This window comes from Acinetobacter tandoii, assembly GCF_008867985.1.
In the GTDB taxonomy this organism is placed as follows: Bacteria; Pseudomonadota; Gammaproteobacteria; order Pseudomonadales; family Moraxellaceae; genus Acinetobacter; species Acinetobacter tandoii.
This window is the reverse complement of sequence record NZ_VXLD01000002.1, coordinates 26,313-49,518: the sequence shown is the minus strand read 5'-3', so window position 1 is coordinate 49,518 and position 23,206 is coordinate 26,313. Positions and strand designations below refer to the sequence as shown.

The 23,206-nt window shown below is 39.1% G+C and carries 17 protein-coding genes; 2 read left to right on the top strand and 15 right to left on the bottom strand.

Going from position 1 to position 23,206, the window contains the following annotated elements:
• Positions 1-68: 68 nt before the first annotated feature.
• Entirely contained in the window at positions 69-563 is a 495-nt protein-coding gene (locus F4W09_RS03375; RefSeq protein ID WP_044739504.1) for a 2,4'-dihydroxyacetophenone dioxygenase family protein, read from the bottom strand.
• 350 nt (positions 564-913) lie between these two features.
• On the opposite strand from F4W09_RS03375, the gene F4W09_RS03370 reads away from it, so the two are divergent.
• On the top strand, positions 914-3,607 hold the full coding sequence (locus tag F4W09_RS03370; protein ID WP_151504022.1) for a winged helix-turn-helix domain-containing protein: 2,694 nt from the start codon (positions 914-916) through the stop codon (positions 3,605-3,607).
• 237 nt (positions 3,608-3,844) lie between these two features.
• On the opposite strand, the gene F4W09_RS03365 is transcribed toward F4W09_RS03370, so the two are convergent.
• The 11 genes from F4W09_RS03365 to F4W09_RS03315 all read right to left on the bottom strand — a co-directional run bounded on the left by F4W09_RS03365 (position 3,845) and on the right by F4W09_RS03315 (position 18,416).
• Positions 3,845-4,573, bottom strand: coding sequence for an SDR family NAD(P)-dependent oxidoreductase (locus F4W09_RS03365; RefSeq protein WP_044739505.1), 729 nt, complete (start codon positions 4,571-4,573; stop codon positions 3,845-3,847).
• 184 nt (positions 4,574-4,757) lie between these two features.
• Positions 4,758-6,761, bottom strand: a complete 2,004-nt coding sequence (locus tag F4W09_RS03360) for an esterase/lipase family protein (RefSeq protein ID WP_151504021.1) — start codon at positions 6,759-6,761, stop codon at positions 4,758-4,760.
• Positions 6,762-6,881: 120 nt separating this feature from the next.
• A complete protein-coding gene (locus tag F4W09_RS03355) occupies positions 6,882-7,799 on the bottom strand; it encodes an ABUW_2363 family tetratricopeptide repeat lipoprotein (protein WP_016167569.1) in 918 nt (305 codons plus the stop codon).
• A gap of 117 nt (positions 7,800-7,916) precedes the next feature.
• Positions 7,917-8,726: a serine O-acetyltransferase gene (gene cysE, locus F4W09_RS03350; protein ID WP_016167570.1), complete on the bottom strand. Its 810-nt coding sequence runs from the start codon at positions 8,724-8,726 to the stop codon at positions 7,917-7,919.
• Positions 8,719-9,573, bottom strand: coding sequence for an RNA methyltransferase (locus F4W09_RS03345; protein ID WP_016167571.1), 855 nt, complete (start codon positions 9,571-9,573; stop codon positions 8,719-8,721). The genes cysE and F4W09_RS03345 overlap by 8 nt, the downstream gene beginning before the upstream one ends.
• 41 nt (positions 9,574-9,614) lie before the next feature.
• On the bottom strand, positions 9,615-13,184 hold the full coding sequence (gene dnaE / locus F4W09_RS03340) for a DNA polymerase III subunit alpha (protein ID WP_104440787.1): 3,570 nt from the start codon (positions 13,182-13,184) through the stop codon (positions 9,615-9,617).
• A 190-nt stretch (positions 13,185-13,374) separates the two neighbouring features.
• Positions 13,375-14,022 carry a hypothetical protein gene (locus tag F4W09_RS03335; RefSeq protein ID WP_244948537.1) on the bottom strand — a complete coding sequence of 216 codons (648 nt, stop codon included), beginning with the start codon at positions 14,020-14,022 and terminating at the stop codon, positions 13,375-13,377.
• Between the two features lie 74 nt (positions 14,023-14,096).
• A complete protein-coding gene (locus tag F4W09_RS03330) occupies positions 14,097-14,792 on the bottom strand; it encodes a methionine ABC transporter permease (RefSeq protein WP_016167574.1) in 696 nt (231 codons plus the stop codon).
• Positions 14,789-15,814 carry a methionine ABC transporter ATP-binding protein gene (locus tag F4W09_RS03325; RefSeq protein WP_104440785.1) on the bottom strand — a complete coding sequence of 342 codons (1,026 nt, stop codon included), beginning with the start codon at positions 15,812-15,814 and terminating at the stop codon, positions 14,789-14,791. Before F4W09_RS03325 ends, F4W09_RS03330 begins: the two co-directional genes overlap by 4 nt.
• Positions 15,815-15,886: 72 nt before the next feature.
• Complete coding sequence (locus F4W09_RS03320; protein ID WP_044739509.1) at positions 15,887-16,762, bottom strand: MetQ/NlpA family ABC transporter substrate-binding protein; 876 nt, start codon at positions 16,760-16,762, stop codon at positions 15,887-15,889.
• A 763-nt stretch (positions 16,763-17,525) separates the two neighbouring features.
• A complete protein-coding gene (locus F4W09_RS03315; protein WP_151504020.1) occupies positions 17,526-18,416 on the bottom strand; it encodes a 3-hydroxyacyl-CoA dehydrogenase in 891 nt (296 codons plus the stop codon).
• Positions 18,417-18,615: 199 nt separating this feature from the next.
• On the opposite strand from F4W09_RS03315, the gene F4W09_RS03310 reads away from it, so the two are divergent.
• Positions 18,616-19,743: an AraC family transcriptional regulator gene (locus F4W09_RS03310; protein WP_151504019.1), complete on the top strand. Its 1,128-nt coding sequence runs from the start codon at positions 18,616-18,618 to the stop codon at positions 19,741-19,743.
• Positions 19,744-19,845: 102 nt separating this feature from the next.
• Here F4W09_RS03310 and purD read toward each other — a convergent pair whose 3' ends face one another.
• From purD to fis, 3 genes are all read right to left on the bottom strand, one after another.
• On the bottom strand, positions 19,846-21,129 hold the full coding sequence (gene purD, locus F4W09_RS03305) for a phosphoribosylamine--glycine ligase (RefSeq protein ID WP_044739512.1): 1,284 nt from the start codon (positions 21,127-21,129) through the stop codon (positions 19,846-19,848).
• Positions 21,130-21,256: 127 nt separating this feature from the next.
• Positions 21,257-22,831 (bottom strand): bifunctional phosphoribosylaminoimidazolecarboxamide formyltransferase/IMP cyclohydrolase, encoded by a 1,575-nt coding sequence (gene purH, locus F4W09_RS03300; protein ID WP_151504018.1) that lies wholly within the window; start codon positions 22,829-22,831, stop codon positions 21,257-21,259.
• Between the two features lie 92 nt (positions 22,832-22,923).
• Positions 22,924-23,193 (bottom strand): DNA-binding transcriptional regulator Fis, encoded by a 270-nt coding sequence (gene fis / locus F4W09_RS03295; protein ID WP_001086304.1) that lies wholly within the window; start codon positions 23,191-23,193, stop codon positions 22,924-22,926.
• Between the last annotated feature and the right edge of the window lie 13 nt (positions 23,194-23,206).

The following is a 23,206-nucleotide window of genomic DNA, read 5'->3' as shown; positions in this document are numbered from 1 at the left end:
CATCCTTGGTAGCTGTTTTTATTTAATGTAAAAAAGACTTTTAGCTTTTGCTAAAAGTCTTTATGAACTTATTTATCGTTAAATGCAACTTCTGAGCCTGGTTTAATATAACGTGGCATTTTCTGACCAGTTTGTTGAGCTACTGCATGAAGGGTGCGCTCAATCCAACCTGCATCCATGATGAACATAAGTGAGTCGTCATCATTCAAGTTTACATTTGCACCTTCAATAACCATGAAGCCTTCAGCACCTTCTGGAGAAGCTAAAGTATGGATAGAACCTGCTGGTTCAAACAAATAGCTACCAGCAGTTTGAACATCTTCAGGATATTCGACATAATGCCAAGAACCAGCTGTTGTATAGAAATGTACAACACCCGTGTGAAAATGGCGTGGTAATACGGTACCCGGCTCGAAACATGCACGAATCACCCATGTACCATTATCAGGATCTAAAAAGCATGGCGTAACGTGTACACCTGGCAATGCGTTTTTAATTTCACCATCGTTAATGTTAATTGTTAATAAACGGTCTTGATGTTTAATTGATTGTGCAATGCTCATGACAAACTCCATGTATGTCTATTTAAGATGAAATATCAGAATGCCAAACAGTAGGTATCCGTTATTGCCTTAGACTTGAGCATAACAACGTTTCATGTTTAGCAAACCATTCAAAAGGATGGATTTGTAGTTGTTTAATTATTGTTCGAAGGGTTTGAGTTTAAAAATGTATTTAAAATCTGGATTTTGATTCAATTTCACATTGCATCATCAGCAACCTTATTTTAATTTGATGATGCTTAAAATGCTGTGAAAGCAGAGGATTTTTTAGAATTTGTAAATGGGATATCGAATTTCAAGGAGTGGAATTTTGCTAATGGAATTAAATACTAAAGATTGGATGAAGTGATATGCAAGTATTAAAAACTAAGCTCAGCCGTCCAAGTGTGATGAGTGATAAGGCAATGCAACGTCCTGAGTTGTTGAGCCAAATGCTGGAATATTGCCAATCTTCTCTAGTGTTTATTCATGCAGCAGCGGGTTATGGTAAAACCACATTGATGTTTCAGATGAGTGAGGTTCTTCTTAACCAAGGTAAAACCGTAAAATGGTTAACATTAGATGGTGATGATAATGATCCCATTCGTTTTTATCACTACCTTTGGTTATCATTGTTGGGCTTAGAACAACTCAATGACCTTCCTGAGGGGCAAGTTCATAAGCAAAATATTATTGATTTGGCGCAAAAAATTGAAGATATAGATAGTGAAACTATTCTTTTTATTGATGAATTAGAGGCAATTGAAAATCCAGAGTGTTTAAATCTTCTGTGGTGGTTTTATCAGTATTTACCATTAAATTGTCATTTGGTGATTGCTTCTAGAACAAAGCCTAATTGGAGCTTTGCCAAAGAATATTTATTGGGTCGTTTAAAGTTGGTGACAGCAGGTCAACTAAGTATAAAAACTGAAGATAGTGCAGCATTAATTCATTTTTTAAAGCAACAGAACTTTGATCATGTGACATTAACACCAGAATTAGCTGAGTTACTGATTCATAAAACAGAGGGATGGTTAACTGGAATACAGCTTACCAATTTATATTTAAAGAAATATCATGACGCTGGGGCTGTAATTCAAAGTTTAAGTGGCGCCCATAATCAGATTGTTGATTATCTAAGTGAGCAAGTATTTTTACAACTTTCTGAAGAAATGCAAACTTTTCTTATGAATATCAGTATCCTAAGAAAGGTTTGTTTGTCAAATATACAGGAAGTTGCACAAAACTCCACATCGTCAAAGTTGTTGGAATTAATGATACAAAAAGGCTTATTCCTTCAAGCCTTAGATGAGCAACATACGTGGTATCGTATTCATCATTTATTCCGAGAGTTTTTGGAAAACCGTTTTAAGGTATTAGATATAGAAGACTTTCGAGCGGCTCATTTACGTGCTGCGGGTTGGTATCAGAAAAACAATTATCTCATGGAGTCGATTTATCACGCCCAGCATGCTGAAAATCAAGAACTGGTATTAGAACTGTTAAGTCATGTCAGCCGTGATTTAATGTTAGGTGGTAGTTATTACAGCTTAATTGAATTGGTGAAGTCAATTCCAGATTCTCTATTAATTCAAAAAGCGGCACTGCTATACGATATGATTTGGTCATTGATCATTACCCATCAGCATTTATTAAGCGCTCACTATTTACAACTTTGGCTCAAGCTTGATCCCAAAGATCGAATTAAAGGTGATGATCAACTGGCACTTGATCCTATGCTTGCTTTAGTCGGTGATGATATGAAATTGGCTTACGAGTTAGCCCAAGCCAATGTCTCTAAATTATCGGATAATTCCTACTTTGTTCGTGCACCTTTAATTGGTATTGGTGCGCTTTATCATATTTGTTTAGGTAAAATTATTGAAGCACGTAAAATTATTATTCAGACACGGGCGATATATATCCAAGGTCAAAATGTATTTGGGTTAATTATTACAGATTGTATTGAAGCACTCAGTGACTATTTGGAGGGAAATGTAGAGAAAGCACTGGTTAAATTTGACTATATTGGTCGCAGTGAAGACTACATAAAACTTGGTGCAAATGAGTTTTTAATGACGATTGTGAAAATGATCATCAGTAGTGTAAAAGCAAGTCTGTATTATGATTTGAACGAGATTACGCTAGCAGAAGAGGCACTTAAGCATTTTAATAATGGTGAACAACTGATTATTCCTGATTTGGCAATTATTGGGTATGAATTGTTGCTACGTTTGGCACATCTTTCAGAGGATGCACAGGCGGAACAGACGTGTTTGACGCAATCTCAAATCTGTAGCAATAATTGGTCAATGCCACGTTTAAGTCGCACAGTTCAGAATGTTTATCAGCAATATCAGTGGTTTGATAGAAAGCATAAGTTGAATGATATAAATGCAGACGAATTAGAAGAAATTTGCCAGCGTCATATTGAGAAAACTCTAAATATGTCAAATGTGATTACTGGCGATGATTTGATGCTCTATAGACAATTGATTTTTTTAGCTCGTGAACCACAAGCCAAAGTATTTCTTGAGCAAGAATTTGATCGAATCGTGACTTATCCATTCCGTCATGCTCGAATTCTTTTACTATTGGCTTTAGCTGATTATCGTTTGAATTACAACGACGCTGCATTTATGTGGTTCGAACAAGCTTTAGTTATTTTGGAACCGTCCAAAGCAGTCCGTATTGTATTAGATGAACATCCATTGATATTCCAAGTATTGGCTGATTATATGCGTCATTATGGCCAGACCAAGGAGAAAAAGGAACCTAAACTTTTAGCTTTCACTGAAATGCTGGCTGGCTTGTGCAATGTCCCTTCTTTTGAAGCAACAGCAGATAATGATATAAGTACTGTAAAATCCGAATTGCTCTCTAAACGTGAATTACAGATTTTGCAGAAGGTTAGCGAAGGTTGTACAGATATTGAGCTCGCAGATAAAGTATTCTTATCGGTCAATACAGTGAAATGGCATTTACGTAATATTTATAACAAGTTGGGTGTACGTTCGAGGCTTGAAGCAGTTACAGAAGCCAAAAAGAAAGGATTAATCCTCTAAAATAATGGTAAGTAATGTAGCGCATACAGATTAAAAAAGTTGCCCATGTCTAAACGCTAAGATATGGGCAAGATAGGGAACTGGTTTATTTTTTAATTTTTTTGCTTAAAATAATAAATGTTATTCAGGTATTTTCTTAAATTTTGAACATAAAGAGTATGTGGAAGTCATCTTCATGTTCAAAATTCTGTTTGTTTCCCTGAGAGGAATACAGCCAGAAGTTCTTTATACCTATACTTAGAAAATCGAGTATGCACCGTCAACTTTAACAATTGTACCATTCACAAAACTTGCTGCATCAGAAGCTAAGAAAAGTACCACACTCGCAATTTCTGATGGCTTGCCTAAGCGTTGCATTGGTGAACGCGCCATAATGCCCTCAAAAACCTCTGGCATATCTTTTAATGGCTGAATCAGAGGTGTATCAATCCAACCTGGTGCGACTGCATTCACGCGAATTTTTGCAGCAGACATACTAAGCGCATGTGAGAACGTTAATTGATCAATTGCACCTTTAGAGCAGGAGTACGCTGGTGCAAGGCCTGAACCAAATTGTGCGTAAAGCGAAGAAACATTAATAATTGACGGATTATCAGATTTTGCTAGCGCTTTTGCTGCAACTTCACTGATATAAAATACAGAAGTTAAGTTCACTTCGAGTACTTTCTTATAGGTATCTAATTCATGTTCTGAAATAGAACCCATACCTGCACCATTGAATAGAGTGTCTATACGGTCAACTTTTGCAAAGAAAGCATCAACAGCAGCTTTATCAGTTACATCCATTTCGACAGCTTCAATGTCTAAACCTGCTGGATAAACGGCTTTTTGTGCTTGTAAACCAAGTGCCCAAACTTTTGCACCTTTTTCAGCAAAGGCAATTGCGACCGCTTGACCAATACCAGAAGTTCCGCCAGTTACGACAGCAACTTTGTTTTCAAACATTTTTGTGTTGAACGCTTCCATGTTTCAATCTCTGTGTTGTGTAGTCAGTTCTAAGCTGTTGGAGTTAACCTTAACGGTTGCATAATTAAATGGGAAGAATAGGTATAAAAAAACCATTCTAAAGAATGGGATGGATTGATACATGGTAGTAGAAGCAATAAAGTTAGCCCATGTTTTACTTTAAAACACGGGCCTTGACCTGTATTTAAGGTTTATAAAGTCCAAGTTGGACGAGATGTAAACGGAGGATACGTCTTAATTCGAGTACAGCTTCAGGTGTTTCTTGAATTGAATGACCCCCTTGAATTATTTTTTCAGAGACAGCGCCCTCTAGGTGAGCACTTTTATAAGGTACGATACCATCGGTAATCAGGTTTGGATCATCGCTTTTAGTGTCATTTCCCATAATCGAATGAAATAACAATCCTTTACGCGGCATAATATCCGATGTGGTCGCCATAAACTTAGATTTATGGCTTAAGTCACTTGGGCCATTTTGTATGAGTCCTTGGTCAATTTGTTTGGCTAAATCTGAGAAATCTAAATCTTGGCTTTGTAAGGTGTCACCAACCGCAGTTAAAAATGCGCCTGGAAGTTTAATAATTTTACGCGCAGCGCGAGTAAACCAAAGGTCCGCATAAGCTGTACCGTGGTGTGGGGCCGAAATAAAGATGGCACGGCTAAAATTAGGAATATCTTTTATTTGCATGCGTTGTGCAACAATTGGGACTTTTTTATATTTACTTAATTGTCGGTTGCTCATCATCGACAGTGCTTTTTTGGTGACATCCGCATCACTGACCAAAAGACGGGAAATAATTCCCCCCATACTGTGCCCAATCAGTACAGCATCATTTTTGGCAGCGGCATTAGCATTGACTTGCGCAAAACTCTGTTTAAGGAGTGCATAAATTTGCAAGCGACTTTCTATAATCGGCATATTGGTCGAATAAAACACTTGCCAAACTTGATAATTTTCTCTTAAGACTTTATCTCCCATAATGTCGTTGGTTAGACGAACCCAAGCCTCTGGACTACTGGCTAAGCCATGCACCAAAACAATCACTTTTTTATTTGGATTGTAAGGTTCTAACATATATAAATGGGGCATGGTTAAACGGTTTTCGCGGTCAATCAGGGTGAGATAAGCGGCCTTACCTAAGTTATTCTGAGCTAACCATAAACCGTATGGCGTCGAAAAGTTCGCTGCTAAAGGGTACGTACGTCCTGCAAGCGGAATAGATTCATATTGATATGGATCATAAGCTCGAATTACAAATTCAGGTTTGGTTAAAATATCATTGACTGAGGTGGCTGCTTTAGGTTCAGCCGTAAATGTTGCTGCCAAGTAGCGCGCTTTATGAATATTGGGATTGATTCCACTTTCATAAGAAAAATTTAATGGATCAATAACATATTGATTAGATTCTTTTTGCTGATTCGAGTCTGGAAGTACCACTACAAACTCTGAACCAAAGCCATCACGACGGTTAATCGAGCGTAAACCTGAAAAATTCAGATTATAACTCGACATGAGTTGTTCAATTTTCTGATCTTTCAACAATGGATAATTGCTAAAATCAATTTGATAGACACTTTGCCCGATTTTAATTTGGCGCTGAACTTCTTTTTCAGGGTGACGAAGACTATAAGCATTAGATAGTTTTGCAATCGCTAAGTTATAGAAATCACGTATTTGTACTTGTCGGTTATCAAAAATCCGATCCTCAGGGCCGCGTTGAGTTTTGAACATGTAGGCATAGCTGTAGCGAATACTTTTATCCAGCATGTCTAATTCTTGCTCTAGACATTGATTATAAATTTCTTGCTGGATTTTTTGCTTTTCTTCAGATTTATGGTTGGTCAGTAATCCAATTTTACAGTCTGAAGAGCCTTCTAATGCGAGCGCCCGTGCTAGGTATAGTTCACTGGCCGTAGAATATAATTGCTCGTCTTGAATTTGCGGAATTTGCTGTAATTCCTGAACGCATTGAGTCGGATGGGTTGTGCAAATTTTAGCTTCTCGCCCTGTCATGGATAAAACATTCAGACTCGCTTCACTTAGCTTATCACGTGTCAGAATACTTTCACGTTCATTGGCAATGGTAACTTTGACAGCCTGATTTTTGACAGTAACAACTTGGCAACCCGAAAGTAGAGTAGTGCCTAGTATGGAGAGCAGGACAATATGGCTAAAGTTCTTTGGCATAGGCAGATCTTAAATTTCATTTTGTTTATTTTTTAAAATCATACGATAATTGTCAGCTTTTTCAATGCACAGAAAAAAAATAGACCGTACTGGACGGTCTATTTGATGCAGTGAATGAGGCTAAGATGCTTTAGGGGTAGTGTTTAATACTTGCCAAACATTCCAACGCCCTTGTGTTTCAATTTCGTTAATTAAGCGATCTGCAACAGCAGCTTCTTGCGGATATTTGAGTTTGTAGTTTTTCAGAATTTGAATAGCGCTTTTCTTTTGTTCCATGGCAATGTAGTTATTGGCAGCAGACAAATAAGCTTCCTGAACACCAGCTTTCATGGCTTTGTCTAAGTAAGGGATGGCTTCACGTTGACCACCGCCTTCAGATAAACCAAAACCAAACCAGAAGTTTGCTTCTGGGTCATCTTGATTGATCTTCAAGATGCGCTGTGCATAAGTTAAAGATTTAGTTGTATACACAGAACCTAAATCAAGATTACGTGCCATCACGCTGGCTTTAAATGCACGCACTAAAATGTCAAAAGAGGCATCATCACGCGAAGCAAGCGTATCTAACTCTTGGGTCACTTGTTTTAATTTTGCTTCGAAGCCTTTACGTTCTTTGCGCTCAGAAAAACGTGGTGGGTAGTGACGTGCTTTGCCTTCAACTAACTGTAAAAAGTCATCAATATCTGTGATATCAATTTCGTTTTCACCTGCTAAAACGGCATATTTCATCGTGCGTTGGTTGTTATTCACCGTAGGAATGATCAAGCGATTTGTTTCTAAGGTAATTTTTTCATTTGGTTTAGCTGAATTCGTCACTACCATTTTCGTTACTGGCTGAGCAGCGGCTTGCTTCAATGCCAATTCAAATGGAGGCGGTGCTGCATAGTCAAATGGATTTAGGGCGTAGAATGGGGGAGTGATATCTGGTTCCGTGAAAATAATCGGTTCTTTAGAGTTTTTATCTTTGCTTGGGGTTATGCTACACGCCGTCAGAAATGATGCAGCAACTAATGCGAGTGCCAGAGGCTTTAAGGTCATAGTATTCATCCATTCTTTCTTTTAAATGTAATAAAAAAATTGCATGTCCGTCAGTCTAAGAAAACTAAGGCGAACATGCAATATAGGGCGTGTTACAGTTGGTTCTTAATTATGTTGTTATGGCTTTGATTGGCTACTTTGTGCTTCACATTCGCGACGTACATCTTCTATAATTTTTAACTCTTCTTCACTGTAGGGTTGTTCATTTAATTGCTGCTTTTTAAACGTTGGATCAAGCAGAGATAAACGTTGGCAAAGTGTGTTCATACGTTTTTCATTATTTTGAATACGATCTAATAAAATACGCATACCTTCAAGCATAGGGTCTGATTGGTCTTGTGTTGCAGCATAGGCTTGGAATCCAATACTTTCGGCATAATCACGGCGACGTGCTTCATCTTGATCTTTTGGAATGTCTTTACTGATGTAGCGTGCAGGGTTGCCTACCGCCGTCGTACCAGCAGGTACAGCTTTGGTGACCACCGCGTTTGACCCAACTTTTGCACCTTTGCCTACGGTAAATGGTCCTAAAATTTTTGCACCCGCGCCAATAATTACCCCATCTTCTAGGGTAGGATGGCGTTTGCCTTTATTCCAAGTAGTACCGCCTAGCGTCACCCCATGATAGAGGGTAACATCATCACCAATCTCGGCAGTTTCGCCAATAACTACACCCATGCCATGATCGATAAAAAAACGGCGGCCAATTTTTGCACCTGGGTGAATTTCAATACCTGTCGCAAAACGGCTAAATGAAGACAGAAGTCGAGCTGAGCCTTTACAGTCTTTTTTCCACAGTTCATGTGCCATACGGTGCATGATTAAGGCATGAATGCCTGGGTAAGTGGTTAAAACTTCTAAAGTGTTTCGTGCGGCTGGATCGCGCGCGAAGACAGCTTGTATATCCTCTTTGAGCTGTTTAAGCATCAGACGGATCCTCTTTGTCTTTGGTTTTTGGTATAGATGGTTTCCAAGTGCCTTTATTCAAGGCTTGTACACGGCTGAAAATGCCACGTAATAAATGGTATTCCATTTTATCTAATTGTATACGCCCAAATAAGCGACGCAAGCGTAAAGGGAGTAATCTTGGGTTGTTTGGATCTAAAAATTCAATATCTTCAAGCATTTTCTCTAAATGAGGGTAAAATTGTTGCATCTGATCATGCGTGACTAATGGCTCGTCCCAATGCATTTGAGCGGTATCGGTAACGGGCATAGTTGCTTCAAGATCTTCAGTTTTTTCTACATGAGCCAGTGCTGCTATACGCATTTCGTAACAAATGACTTGAATGGCTTGAGCAACATTCAACACACCATAATCCGTATTGACTGGAATCGTGACATGATAGTTGGCTAAAGCCAGTTCTTCATTGGTTAAGCCACGGTCTTCACGACCAAACACTACCGCAATATTTTGCTGTTGAGAGACTACAGCTTTGAGAGACATTTCTGCTGCAGGACGTGCATCAAGCAAAGGCCAAGGAATTGTTCGGCTACGTGCACTTGTACCAAATACAATATGACAGTCCTGAATAGCTTGTTCTAAAGTTTCTACAATTTTAATGTGCGGAATAAGATCGACTGCACCTGCTGCCAATGCTTCAATGTCTGGATGCGGATAGGTTTTTGGGGCAACCAAGACCAACTGGCTAAGTCCCATCGTTTTCATGGCCCGCAATGCACTTCCAATATTGGCAGGTAGAGTGGTATTCACCATGACAATACGGACATGGGAAAGATGTGCTGCAACCGCAGTATTGTCGAATTGATTCATTGCATTTCCAATTTTGTTAAATCACTGAATGTGGTTAATCGTTATGAATATTGATTAACATCAGCTTGATATAAATCCATTGCCTCATCCATGCTTAAATCGGCAGGTGGAGGAGGGACCTGCGCAGGTCTGGCTTGTTCGTAATTGACGGCTTTGGCAGCTTTCGACTTGACCTGATATTCAATATAGATGGCTTCTTTACCAAAATAATCGCGCAATTTACTTAAAAGTTCATCTAATGGCGCAACTTTCCATTGCATACCAAAATGTAATTCCGCAGAGGCGTAAGCATAATCAAGTTGCAATAACACAGGAATATGATTGCACAGATCGACATTGCAATAAGGCAATAAGATTTTCTGTAAATCTTGACTCAAGGTTTTGCTCAGATGATCTGCCTGTAACTTAATTTGAATACTATTGGCACGTTTTTGACGAATTTCGTTCAGACTAAAGGCTTTGGTTAAGCGTCCCATTGGACGGTCAAAACCTTCGCGCTCATAAATTTCACCTTCAATAACCACCACGCGTTCATTGACAATAATGTCTTTAAAGCGCTGGAAGCGTTCATGATTGGCAGACACTTCAATTCGTGATGTACCATCATCAAGGGTAATCATGACACGGTTCGGGAAGTTGGCAACATCAACTACTAAACCTGCAAAAACGGTGGTTACACCACGACGTGTTGGTGTCAGTTCATTAATTTTGGCAGGAATGAAGGATTTTAACTCAGGACGATACACATCAATCGGGTGTCCTGTTAAATACAAGCCGAGCGTGTCTTTTTCACCTTTAAGGCGGACTTCATCTGACCAAGGCTTCACAGGTTTGGCAGGTTTACGTTGAACTTCTTCAACTTCACCAAATAAATCCATAATACCCGTTTCACGGTTGCTACGTGCTTGTTCTGCGGCTTGGACAGCCTCTGGCAACTGTGCCATTAAGCTTGAACGTTCTATGCCTAAGCAGTCTAAAGCACCTGCACGAATCAGCGCTTCAAGGGTACGCTTGTTGATTTTCTTTAAATCAATTCGATGGCAGAAATCAAACAGGTCTTTATACGGACCGTCATGCAAGCGAGAGTCAATGACAGACTGCATGGCTTGTTCACCAACACCCTTAATTGCGCCTAAGCCATATACAATGGTTGTCTCATCGGTCGCATGGAAATGGTAAAGTGACATATTTACCGAGGGCGGTAATACTTCTAAACCATTGGTACGGCAGTCATCAATCAGGAATACCACGTTGTCGGTATTCTGCATTTCCGAAGAGAGTACCGCAGACAAGAACTCAGCAGGGTAATGCGCTTTTAACCAAGCAGTTTGATAGGCAACCAAAGCATAGGCAGCAGCATGGGATTTGTTAAAACCATAACCTGCGAACTTTTCCATATAGTCGAAGATATGGTTAGCTGTGGCTTCATCAATATCTTTTTTTGCTGCACCCTCAATAAAGATCTGGCGTTGTTTTACCATCTCTTCGGGTTTCTTTTTACCCATGGCACGACGCAATAAGTCCGCACCACCAAGTGTATAGCCAGCACAATACTGTGCAGCCTGCATTACCTGTTCTTGATAGACCATAATCCCGTAAGTCGGCTCGAGTACGCCTTCAAGTAAAGGATGTAAGTATTCAAATTCTCCGCCATGCATACGGTGAATAAAGTCAGGAATTAGGTCCATAGGACCTGGACGGTATAAAGATACGAAGGCAATAATTTCCTCAAATTTGCTCGGACGCGCTTCTTTGAGCATTTTTTTCATGCCGACGGATTCAAACTGGAATACCGCTGTCGTATTGGCATCGGCAAAGACCAAGTAGGCATCTTTGTCGTCTAAAGGAATATTGGCAATATCCAGTGGTATCTCAGCAGGATAGTGCTTGTTAATATTTTGCACTGCATCTTCGATAACGGTTAAGTTACGCAAACCCAAGAAGTCGAATTTAACCAGTCCTGCCGCTTCGACATCGTCTTTATCGTATTGTGCAACACGACCTGTACCATCCGCATCACAAAGTACCGCAGAGAAGTCGGTAATTTTAGTTGGTGCAATCACTACACCACCCGCATGCTTACCTGTATTTCGGGTAATACCTTCTAATTTAAGCGCCATTTCCCAAATTTCTGCGGCATCGTCATTGTCTGGGTTGGATGGATTGGTGACAATATCTTTCAGTTGCGGTTCAGCTTCAATCGACTCCTCTAAAGACAAACCTAGAGGTTTGGTTGGAATCATTTTAGAAATACGATCCGCTAAACCATAAGATTTACCCAAGACACGTGCCACATCACGAATGGCACCTTTTGCCGCCATGGTTCCGAAAGTTGCAATCTGAGAAACTGCATCTCGCCCATAGTTACGTGCTACATAGTCAATCACTTTATCTCGACCTGCAATACAGAAGTCGACGTCAAAGTCGGGCATAGATACACGTTCTGGGTTCAAGAAACGTTCGAAAAGCAAATCGTAACGAAGTGGGTCTAGGTCGGTAATTTTTAAGCTATATGCAACCAATGAACCTGCACCAGAACCACGACCAGGACCAACAGGTACACCGTTATTTTTTGACCATTGAATGAAGTCCATGACAATCAGGAAGTAGCCAGGGAATCCCATTGAGTTAATGATGTTAATTTCGTAATTAATACGCTCATCATAAGGTTTACGGATTTCAGCCCAATCATCACCGCGTTGTTCTACAGGGTATAAGTGATTGAGGCGCTCTTCTAGACCTTCTTTGGACAAATGTTCAAAGAAAGTGTCAATGGTGTGACCTTCAGGAATTGGGTAGTCAGGCAGGAAGTATTTGCCTAATTGTAGTGTGACATTACAACGTCGGGCGATATGGAAACTGTTTTCAATGGCGGTCGGCACATCTGAAAACAGTTCAGTCATTTCAGCTGCAGTTTTAAAATATTGCTCAGGGCTATAGGGTTTCGGACGACGGTCATCCCCTAGAACATAACCATCTGCAATACAGACGCGGGCTTCATGCGCCTCAAAGTCTTCACGTGTAATAAAGTGCACATCGTTGTGTGCTACTACACCAATGTTATATTTTTTTGCCAGTTTAACGGCTTCTACAATGTAATCTTCTTCAAAGGGGCGATCAGTTCGAGTAAGCGCCAAATAAACACGGTTGCCAAATTTCTCGATCCACTGTTCAAGGAGTGGTTCGGCTTTTTGCGGATTCGATGAACACAGCATTTTGCCAACATCACTGTGCATACCCAATAATGCAATAATATCTTGATGTTGTTCTAGAACCCAGTCTTTCTGTACGCAGGGGATGTCGAGTTGTTGACCTTCAATATAACCACGGGAAACAATTTCAGTGAGTCCTCGCCAACCTTGATTGGTCATGGCCAATAAGGTCACACGATGTTCAGCATCATTGAGTCGAATGACTGAACCCAAAATTGGCTTGATGCCTTTAGATAAGCAAGAGCCATAGAATTTGACTGCTGCATGTAAGTTCGACAAATCCGTTAATGCTAAAGCGGGCATTTCATCATTTACGGCAGCTTTAATTAGATCAGGTATCCGAACGATAGATTCAGTGATAGAAAATTCGGTATGAATACCAAGATGAACAAAGTGCATAAATGAGTTCCTGCAAAAACCACTCAATAGTTTAGCATGCTCTGTGCTTATTCTGAGTTTAATTGAAATGAATTGGTTAAGTTTTAATAGCCTAAAGCTCAGAATCAGCTTGTTTTATTTTGTCGTACTTGAATTGATAATTCATTTCTTTGCTTGCTTGAAGAAATGAGCTGAAATGATTTGATAGGTATTAACATGCAAGCGCTTGCTGAATCGAGAATTGTGCAAGTTTCCCATTTTTAAAACTGAAATTGAGATAAGCCGTATAAGGTGGGCTAAAATCTTCAGGATGTTTCATGAATTCTTTGACTTGCTCGACTTCTAAAATCAGGACTTGAGCATCTCCTTTGGGGTTCATACTTTGTGCACTGTGTTTAAAATCTTGTTTAAATTGCTGCAATGTATACTGCGGTGTAATTTGAGTGTTGTTCACAACTATTTTATCATTCATGTCTTTGCTGTTGTTCCAAGTTAACCACACGCGACCTTTGGTTTGCCCCAATTGCTTGAAATTAGATTTATCCTGATAAAATTGTTCATGTTTGATTTGAGGATTATCTTCAGCATAGATTTCAAAGGTTAGGGCTTGATTAGAAGATGGATTCAGGCTGTATTCATAATTTCCTGTGCATTCTGAATAAGTTCTATGAGTTTTAGTACTTTCTGTTTTAACCAATTTGTTGATTTGATCTGCCGATACTGGAGCATTCAGTTCAATCTGATTCACTTTGATACTGGTAACATAATTATAAGAAATCGCATTTGCATGGCTGATAGTCGAAAGTACACAGAGACTCATTAATATCGTGTTTATTTTCATGGTTAAGTTTGAATTCATTTTGTTGTTATGCTGATTATATAAATTTTAGACCTGAAAAAAGCTCCCATTTCGGGAGCTTTAAAAGATTGGTTTTATCTTAAACGAGACAGCCAATCACCTAAGCTTTGTACCAACTGAACTAAAATCAGCAATACAATGACAGTGAGAATCACCACACTGGTGTCAAAACGTTGGTAACCATAAGAAATAGCAAGGTCACCAATACCGCCAGCACCTACAGCACCTGCCATTGCAGTGGCACCAATCAGGCTAATGGTGGCAGTGGTTAAATTTAAAATAAGCGAACTGCGTGCTTCAGGCACAATAAACTTGAAAATGATTTGCCAAGGACTCGCACCCATTGCTTGAGCAGATTCAATAATCCCTTCATTCACCTCTAAAAGTGAGGTTTCAATCAGACGACCAATATAAGGTCCTACATAAATGGTGAGGGGAACAATTGCAGCCCATGTACCAATAGAAGTCCCTACAAGCACTTTTGTGAGTGGAATTACCGCAATGAGTAAGATAATAAATGGCAATGAACGTAGGGCATTCACAACTGGATTGAGTAAGTGATACACGACACGATTTGGCAAAATACCATCTGGACGTGTTACCAATAAGGTAATGGCTTGAATAAAGCCCCAAATTGAACCAAATAGCATTGCAAAAAACACCATGTGGAAAGTTTCCTGCATGGCAGTGACAAATTGGTCAATGCTGAGTGAACTATGCCAGAAAGGTGCTGTGAGGTCTGTCAGCCATTGTACAATTAAATCTCTCATTCGCAGACTCCAGATTGTTCAACTTTTACGCCGTGTTGTTCAAAGAAGGCAATAGTGTCTTGAATGATGTTTGGATCGCCCAATAACTGAACAAACATTTGCCCAATGACAGAACCATTAATTTCGGTCATGTTGGCAAATAAAATATTCAAACTGATATCAAATTGTTTAATTGCAGCTTGAACTACAGTTTCTTGCGCTGAAGTCCCTAAGAACTGCAAGCTATAAATACTATGCTGATTTTGATTCTCTAAATTATTAAGAATATTAATCGGCAATTGTTGCTGTAACACAGTTTGAATGAAATTTTTGGTCGTTGGATGTTGCGGCTGACTGAAAATATCAAGGGTAGGACCTGTTTCAATCACTTTGCCTTGTTCCATTACAGCAACATAATCACAAACTGATTCAATCACATCCATTTCATGGGTGACCATAACAATGGTAATACCTTGTTCCTGATTGATCTTTTTTAGCAAGGCCAAAACGGACTTTGTGGTTTGTGGGTCAAGTGCAGAAGTTGCTTCATCGCAAAGTAAGATTTTTGGATGATTTGCCAATGCACGCGCAATACCGACGCGTTGCTTTTGACCACCAGAAAGTTCATCTGGATAAGCATCTTTTTTATGCTTCAGATCGATAAATTCGAGTAGTTCATTCAGGCGTTTTTCTCTTTCTGCTTTGGAAAAGCCTAAAAGCTTCAGTGGCATTTCAATATTGGCTGCAACCGTTTTGGTTTGCAGTAAATTGAAGTGCTGAAAAATCATACCGATATTTGCACGTTCTTGACGTAATGAACGTGCATCCAATGCTGTAAAGTCGGTGTCACGAATAATGACCTGACCCTGCGTAGGACGTTCAAGCAAATTAATCAGACGGATTAAGGTACTTTTACCTGCACCACTATAGCCAATAATGCCAAAAATACTGCCATCTGGAATAGTCAGATTAATGTTATCCAGAGCACGTATGGTTTGACCTTTGAGCTCGTAGTGTTTTGAAATGTCTTTAAATTCAATCATAGCGTCAAAAACTGTACAAAATGAAAAAACAGGCAAAGTCACTTTGCCTGTTTTGTTTGCAGCATTATATTACTATTTGCTTTCGGTAAGATAGCTAACAGGTTTGTTTACATCAATTTTAGTACCACCAAAGTGTTCTTGAACATATTGTTCTACAGCTTTGGTGTGGTAAAGCTCACCTACTTTCTTCAATACAGGGTCATCTTTACGTGATTCTGCTACCGCTAAAACGTTAACATTCATTTTAGTAGTTTGGTCAACTGGCTCATAGTAAATCGCATCTTTCAATACATTTAAACCACCTTCCATAGCCAAGGTGTTGCCCAATACAATTGCATCTACTTCGTCTTTAACACGAACAGCCGTAGCCATTTGAATTGGTTTAATCACGATGTTTTTGCTGTTCTCTACAACGTCAGCAGGCGTACCTTTTACATCATCAAAACCAGCTTTTAATTTTACTAAGCCAGCAGATTGAAGCAATAACAATGCACGTGATTCATTTGCACCGTCATTTGGAATAGCAATTGTTGCGCCAGTTTTGAATTCATCAAGCTTTTTCACTTTGCTTGAATAAATACCCATAGGCTCAAGGTAAGTCGTAGAAACAGGTGCAATTTTATCTTTATTGTTGGCATTGAAGGCAACAAGATAAGCATAAGATTGGAATGCGTTAATGTCGATTTCTTTATTGGCTACAGCAGTGTTCATTGCCACGTAGTCAGTAAAGTTTTTTACTTCTAGTTTAATGCCTGCCTGTTTAGTTTCAGGAAGGGTCGCAATAAAACGCCAGATATCTGCGTCAGAACCAGTTGAAGCCATCACTACGGTTTGTTCTGTAGTTGTTGCCGCATCAGTTTTGGTTTCAGTTGCAGGAGCTTCCTGTTTGCCGCAGGCACTGAGTGTTAACACAGATGCACTCAATAAAACGCTAAATAGCTTTTTCATGAATATTTCCTAGTACAGACATCATTTCATCGTTTCACATTATAAAGACATGCTAAATAAATATCCGATGCTCACGATGAATGAAGTTGTCTGATAAAAATTCGGTACTTTGCGATTTCTAGCTATATACAGAGCTAAAAATTCGCTTCATCCCAACAAGACCAAAATAATTTCGTATTTAGAGGATTAGATTATCGCGTTATGATATTGATATCACGTTGCAGTACTGACAAAGCAGCTCTAATCTCTCAAAAAGTTACGCTATCATAACAATAAAACTATATTCAATATAGTGAATAAGAATTCAATGCTTATCATTTTAGGCGCAAAAGAAAGTGTTCATTTTTTATAAAAGAATAGTAAAAACAATACATTGTTTTAAATAAATATAAATAATCCATTCATTTTGTTGAAAAAATAAGCTTTATAAGATTTTATCCAATAGACATACGAAAAATGAATAATTTATGTAAATAGCATTAATTGTTTAATATATGAGTGATTGAGTTGATCAATAATTTAAACAATTTTTTATTTTTAAATTGTTGCGTGTGAATTTTTAAGGTTATAAAAAAAGAGGGTCTGGTCTTCGGTGTTCTTTAATGTCTATTCAATTGAGAAAATATATAGAATACTTTTGAGCTTTATGAAATAAAAAGGCTTGAGAGGTATAAAAGTCAAAGCGATACTATAAGAAGCATCGCTTTGCTGTATATGGAATATGCGTGTATAGAATTGAATGTTTAATTTCTATACGCAACTTTTATTTTAAAAAGTTAGCAGATTCATACGCAGGATTTGGATAGTTGTAGAAACCTTTGCCACTTGGCATACCTAAATGACCAGGGTTAATAAATTCAACTTCTAGCTTTTGCATGAGTGGAACCATAAGTGGATTGGTATCTGCATTTAATTTTGCAACATTATATACAGTGTTAATGCCAATGATGTCTAAGATTGCAAAAGGACCTTTGGGTGAACCAAACGATTTCATCCATGCTTTATCAATAGTTTCTGGTTCTGAAACTTCTTTAATCCAAAGATCTAATGCTGAGATTAAAAATGGAACGAGCATTGAGTTAAGTAGGTGACCTGGTTGTTCTTTATAAATAGGTAACGCGACCATGCCAATTGCTTTTGCAAATTGAACCAAATCATCAAACACGTGTTTATCTGTTTGTTCATGTCCCATGATTTCAGCCATATTGTTGACCCAAATGATATTGGCAAAATGGAGGGCGAGAAACTTCTCTGGTCGACCAGTCAAATCACGGAACTGACTTGGTAATAAAGTAGAGGTATTGGTTGCGAAAACCGTTTTTGCAGGAGCAACTTGGCTCAGTTGCTTGTAAAATTCAGTTTTAATTGCCACATCTTCAGGCACTGCTTCAATTACTAGGTCGGCATCTTGAACAGCTTCTGCAAGGTTTGAATGGTAGCTTAAGTTGTTAAATGTATTGTCCAATTGTTCCTGAGTTGCATTTATATCTCGTTTATAGCATGCGCTTAATTCAGAAAATTTGGCTTTTGCATGATTAAGTACGTCATCATTAATGTCATAAACTGAGACTTTGAAACCATGAAAAGCAGTTTGAAACGCAATTTGGTAACCTAATACACCACTACCAGCAACAGTTACATTTTTAAAATTCATTCTTGTGTCCTTATATTATCCTTAATGGAAATGGAACATTTATTTCCTTAACCTACGTATTTACAATAGGAGTTCATCCTTTCGAGATGTTGGTCATGCGTGGTTAAATGTCCATTTTTTGCTATTGTGCCTTTGAATATTTATGCTAGCTTGACAAAATGAGTCAATTTTTTGACATATTGAGACAAGGATTGTTTAAATGGTTGATTTGGATTTAATACATAAAAAAGATACGCGACAAGATATGGTACATAGCTCAGGTTTGCGTGGCTATGTAGATGTTATGCAGCAGCAACGAATAGATCCGCTGCCTTTATTGGAAAAATATCACATTAATTTAACAGATTTACACGCTGGTAATGTATGGATTAAGCATCAGTTCTTAATACAACTTTTAGAAGAGAGTTCACAAAAAGCCAATTGTGCTGATTTGGGTTTGAGAATTTCCACTTATCAGGATATTAGTGTATTAGGTGTACTCGGACAGATTATACAAAGTGCATCCACATTCCGAGAAGTAATTAAATTTTCATCTGATCTTTTATTCCTGCATGGTTCAGCATTGCGCTTAGAGATGAATGAACATGTAACGACTGATTTATTTGATCAGAATGCTGAAATTATAGAGATTGTTTACGATATACAACTCAAAAATTCAGAAAATATTTTCAGTAAACGTCAAGTTATAGACTTAGGTTTAGCTGTATGCCACCGAGTGCTCGCATATTTGAGTGGTAATCAATATCAACTTTTAAAAGTTTCACTACCACATAGCCCGCTTGCACCATTGAATATCTATAAACGATTTTTCAATGCTGAAGTTGTAGTGGGTCAAAAACATGCAGCTTTATATTTACATAAGGATATGTTGAATATTCAGTTTAATAGTTCAGATTGGGGTTTACGAGAAATTGTGGATAGTTATCTTGAACAAAGATTCCACAATCATCATAGTTCCATTGTCGAGCGAGTTCGTCACGCTATACGCATTCATTTATCAAGTCCCAAAGCGAATAAAGCCGAAGTTGCTCAGATGTTGGCAATGCATCCAAGAAGTTTGCAACGTAAGCTCAATGAAGCAGGTACAAGTTTTGAAGAAATTAAAGAGCAGTTGAAGCGAGACTTACTTTTACAATACTTAGTCGATTCGCAGTTGTCTATGAGCCAAATTGCATCAACACTTGGCTTTTCAGAACAATCTACTTTAAGTCGAGCTTGTAAAAATTGGTTTGGAATGTCGCCTCGAGAGCTTAAAATCAAAGCTTTGAGTTCGCAATCAATATCACAAACCTCTGAACTGGGGGTGAAAAAGAGATTAACTTGCTGAATTAAGTAGATTACTTTTGCTTAAGTTACAACCTTCTTAGGTAATGGGGAAATAAAAAAACCCGCAAATTAGCGGGTTTTTCTGTTGCCGTATCAATGGGAGTTATGCATTTTCACGTGCAATAGCGCGATAACCAATATCTGTACGATATTGCATACCTGTAAATGTAACTTGACCACAAACTTCTAAAGCATTGACTTGTGCTTCAAGTACGGTATCACCAAGTGCAGTCACACATAAAACACGACCACCTGCAGTCAAAATGTGACCGTCAGCGCTCATTGCTGTGCCAGCATGGAAGATTTTAGTATTTTCTGGAGATTGGCCAAGACCAGAGATAACGTCACCTTTACGAACTGTTTCAGGATAACCTTCTGCTGCAAGTACAATACCAATTGATTTACGTTCGTCCCATTCAGCTTCTGCTGGGAGATTGCCTGCAATACCAGCTTCAACCAAATCGACCAAAGACGATTTTAAACGCATCATAATCGGCTGTGTTTCAGGGTCACCAAAACGACAGTTAAACTCAATTACACGTGGTTGACCTTGCTCATCAATCATAAGGCCTGCATATAAGAAGCCAGTGTAAACATGACCATCCTTTTTCATGCCTTCCACAGTTGGACGCATAATTTCAGTCATGACGCGGTCAAATACTTCTGGAGTAACCACTGGAGCAGGAGAGTATGCACCCATACCACCTGTGTTTGGACCTTGATCTCCTTCAAAGATACGTTTGTGATCTTGTGAAGTTGCCATTGGCAGGATGTTGTTACCATCGATCATACAAATGAAAGAGGCTTCTTCACCAGCAAGGAATTGCTCGATAACAACACGAGAACCCGCGTCACCAAATTTGTTGCCAGCGAGCATGTCATCAATCGCTGCAAAAGCTTCTTCGTTGGTCATTGCAACGATAACACCTTTACCCGCAGCAAGACCGTCCGCTTTAATTACGATAGGAGCACCATGTTCTGTCACGTATGCTTTTGCTGCATCGACTTCAGTGAACACATCGTAAAAAGCAGTTGGAATATTGTGACGCTTTAAGAAGTGCTTAGCGAAAGCCTTTGAGCCTTCTAATTGTGCAGCAAATTGAGTTGGTCCCCAAATTTTAAGACCCGCTTCACGGCATGCATCGACCACACCATTGACCAGCGGAGCTTCTGGCCCAACAACAATCAAATCAACTGCATTATTTTGAGCAAATTCAATAATTGCAGGATTATTTTGAATGTCTAATGCAACGTTTTCACATTTATCTTCAGTTGCAGTTCCTGCATTACCAGGTGCAACAAATACCTTAGTTACTTTTTCATCTTGAGCGATTTTCCATGACAAAGCATGTTCACGACCGCCACTACCCAAAACTAAAATATTCATCGGTTCATACTCCATGAATCGAAAATGACATAAAGTCTTCCGCTGAAGCGCCGAAGACTTTATGCAAGATTTAGAAATCTGTTTTAATTAATACGAATGACAAAGTCATTACCGTCGAAATCCGAAATTAGTGACGGAAATGACGCATACCTGTGAAGACCATTGCAATACCCGCTTCATCAGCAGCAGCAATCGTTTCTTCATCACGCATAGAACCACCTGGTTGAATAATGCACTTAATGCCTGCTTTCGCTGCATTATCAATACCATCACGGAATGGGAAGAATGCATCAGAAGCCATTACAGCACCTTCAACTACTAAGCCTGCATGTTCAGCTTTAATTGCTGCAATACGTGCTGAGTTTACGCGGCTCATTTGACCTGCACCTACACCAATCGTTTGACGGTTTTTTGCATAAACAATTGCATTAGATTTCACATATTTTGCGACTTTCCACGCAAAAATTAGGTCATCAATTTCTTGTTCAGTTGGTGCACGCTTAGTTACGACTTTAAGATCATCTTTCGTGATCATGCCCAAGTCTTGGTCTTGAACCAATAAACCACCATTCACACGTTTATAGTCTAACTGTGGAGCACGTTCATCAATTGCTGGTAATTCACCGCAAACTAAGACACGAACATTTTTCTTCGCGCCAGTCACTTCAAGTACGCCTTCAGCAATACTTGGTGCAATGATCACTTCAACAAATTGACGGTCAACAATTGCTTGAGCAGTTGCAACATCTAACTCGCGGTTAAAAGCAATAATACCACCGAAAGCAGATTCGGGGTCAGTTGCATACGCAAGATCGTAAGCTGTTTGAATGCCATCTAATGAAACTGCAACGCCACATGGGTTAGCATGTTTCACAATTACGCACGCTGGTTTAGCGAAAGATTTTACACATTCAAGTGCAGCATCTGTATCTGCGATGTTGTTATAAGAAAGCTCTTTACCTTGAAGCTGTTTTGCAGTTGAAACAGAAGCTTCAGTTGCAGCTGGGTCAACATAGAAAGCAGCGGATTGATGCGGGTTTTCGCCGTAACGTAAATCTTGAGCTTTATTTAATTGCGTATTGAAAGTACGTGCAAATTTGTCTGCTTCACCTTCTACTTTGCCTACACGAGCACCTAGGTAAGAAGCAATCATGCCGTCGTATTGAGCAGTGTGTTCGAAAGCTTTTACTGCTAAATCAAAACGAGTTTCATAAGACAGCGCACCATTTGCTTTAAGCTCAGCAATAACAGTGTCATAGTCAGAAGCATTTACCACAATACCAACAGATGCATGGTTTTTCGCAGCAGCGCGAACCATTGTTGGGCCACCGATATCAATGTTTTCAATTGCATCTGCAAGTGAGCAGTTTGGTTTAGCGACTGTTGCAGCAAATGGATAAAGGTTCACAATCACCAAGTCAATCGCATCGATGTTGTGTTCAGCCATTACTGCTTCGTCTAGACCACGACGAGCTAAAATACCGCCATGAATTTTTGGATGTAAAGTTTTTACACGCCCATCCATCATTTCTGGGAAACCAGTATGTTCTGAAACTTCCACTACAGCGATATTGTTGTCTTTAAGCAACTTATATGTACCGCCAGTTGATAAAATTTCTACCCCAAGAGCAGAAAGGTTTTGAGCGAACTCAACAATGCCAGTTTTATCGGAAACAGAGATTAATGCGCGTTTAATGGTCATGATCTTCGTCACAGTTATCAAGGATTAAAACAAAAAAAGCTAAAAATAGCAGGTAAAAAAAATGCCCGCGGAAGCCGCAAGCATTTTATCATTTATTCACTCATTAAACCGTGAGCTTTCAACTTTTTACGTAAAGTACCACGGTTCAGTCCAAGAATCTCGGCAGCGCGTGTTTGATTACCACGTGTATACTCAAGAACTACAGATAAAAGAGGTTTCTCCATTTCTGCTAGCACCATGTCATAGACCTGAGAAGGTTGCTCGCCTTGCAATTGAGCAAAGTAATGGCGAACTGCGCGATCTACGTGAATACGTAGAGCAACATCAGATTGTGCAGTAAAAATAGGAGATTTGCTATTCATGCGAATTAATCCG

Bases quoted from the DNA above. Each gene is read 5' to 3' on its own strand.
- F4W09_RS03375 (WP_044739504.1), bottom strand. From the start codon at position 563: ATGAGCATTGCACAATCAATTAAACATCAAGACCGTTTATTAACAATT.
- F4W09_RS03370 (WP_151504022.1), top strand. From the start codon at position 914: ATGCAAGTATTAAAAACTAAGCTCAGCCGTCCAAGTGTGATGAGTGAT.
- F4W09_RS03365 (WP_044739505.1), bottom strand. From the start codon at position 4,573: ATGGAAGCGTTCAACACAAAAATGTTTGAAAACAAAGTTGCTGTCGTA.
- F4W09_RS03360 (WP_151504021.1), bottom strand. From the start codon at position 6,761: ATGCCAAAGAACTTTAGCCATATTGTCCTGCTCTCCATACTAGGCACT.
- F4W09_RS03355 (WP_016167569.1), bottom strand. From the start codon at position 7,799: ATGACCTTAAAGCCTCTGGCACTCGCATTAGTTGCTGCATCATTTCTG.
- cysE (WP_016167570.1), bottom strand. From the start codon at position 8,726: ATGCTTAAACAGCTCAAAGAGGATATACAAGCTGTCTTCGCGCGCGAT.
- F4W09_RS03345 (WP_016167571.1), bottom strand. From the start codon at position 9,573: ATGAATCAATTCGACAATACTGCGGTTGCAGCACATCTTTCCCATGTC.
- dnaE (WP_104440787.1), bottom strand. From the start codon at position 13,184: ATGCACTTTGTTCATCTTGGTATTCATACCGAATTTTCTATCACTGAA.
- F4W09_RS03335 (WP_244948537.1), bottom strand. From the start codon at position 14,022: ATGAATTCAAACTTAACCATGAAAATAAACACGATATTAATGAGTCTC.
- F4W09_RS03330 (WP_016167574.1), bottom strand. From the start codon at position 14,792: ATGAGAGATTTAATTGTACAATGGCTGACAGACCTCACAGCACCTTTC.
- F4W09_RS03325 (WP_104440785.1), bottom strand. From the start codon at position 15,814: ATGATTGAATTTAAAGACATTTCAAAACACTACGAGCTCAAAGGTCAA.
- F4W09_RS03320 (WP_044739509.1), bottom strand. From the start codon at position 16,762: ATGAAAAAGCTATTTAGCGTTTTATTGAGTGCATCTGTGTTAACACTC.
- F4W09_RS03315 (WP_151504020.1), bottom strand. From the start codon at position 18,416: ATGAATTTTAAAAATGTAACTGTTGCTGGTAGTGGTGTATTAGGTTAC.
- F4W09_RS03310 (WP_151504019.1), top strand. From the start codon at position 18,616: ATGGTTGATTTGGATTTAATACATAAAAAAGATACGCGACAAGATATG.
- purD (WP_044739512.1), bottom strand. From the start codon at position 21,129: ATGAATATTTTAGTTTTGGGTAGTGGCGGTCGTGAACATGCTTTGTCA.
- purH (WP_151504018.1), bottom strand. From the start codon at position 22,831: ATGACCATTAAACGCGCATTAATCTCTGTTTCCGATAAAACTGGCATT.
- fis (WP_001086304.1), bottom strand. From the start codon at position 23,193: ATGAATAGCAAATCTCCTATTTTTACTGCACAATCTGATGTTGCTCTA.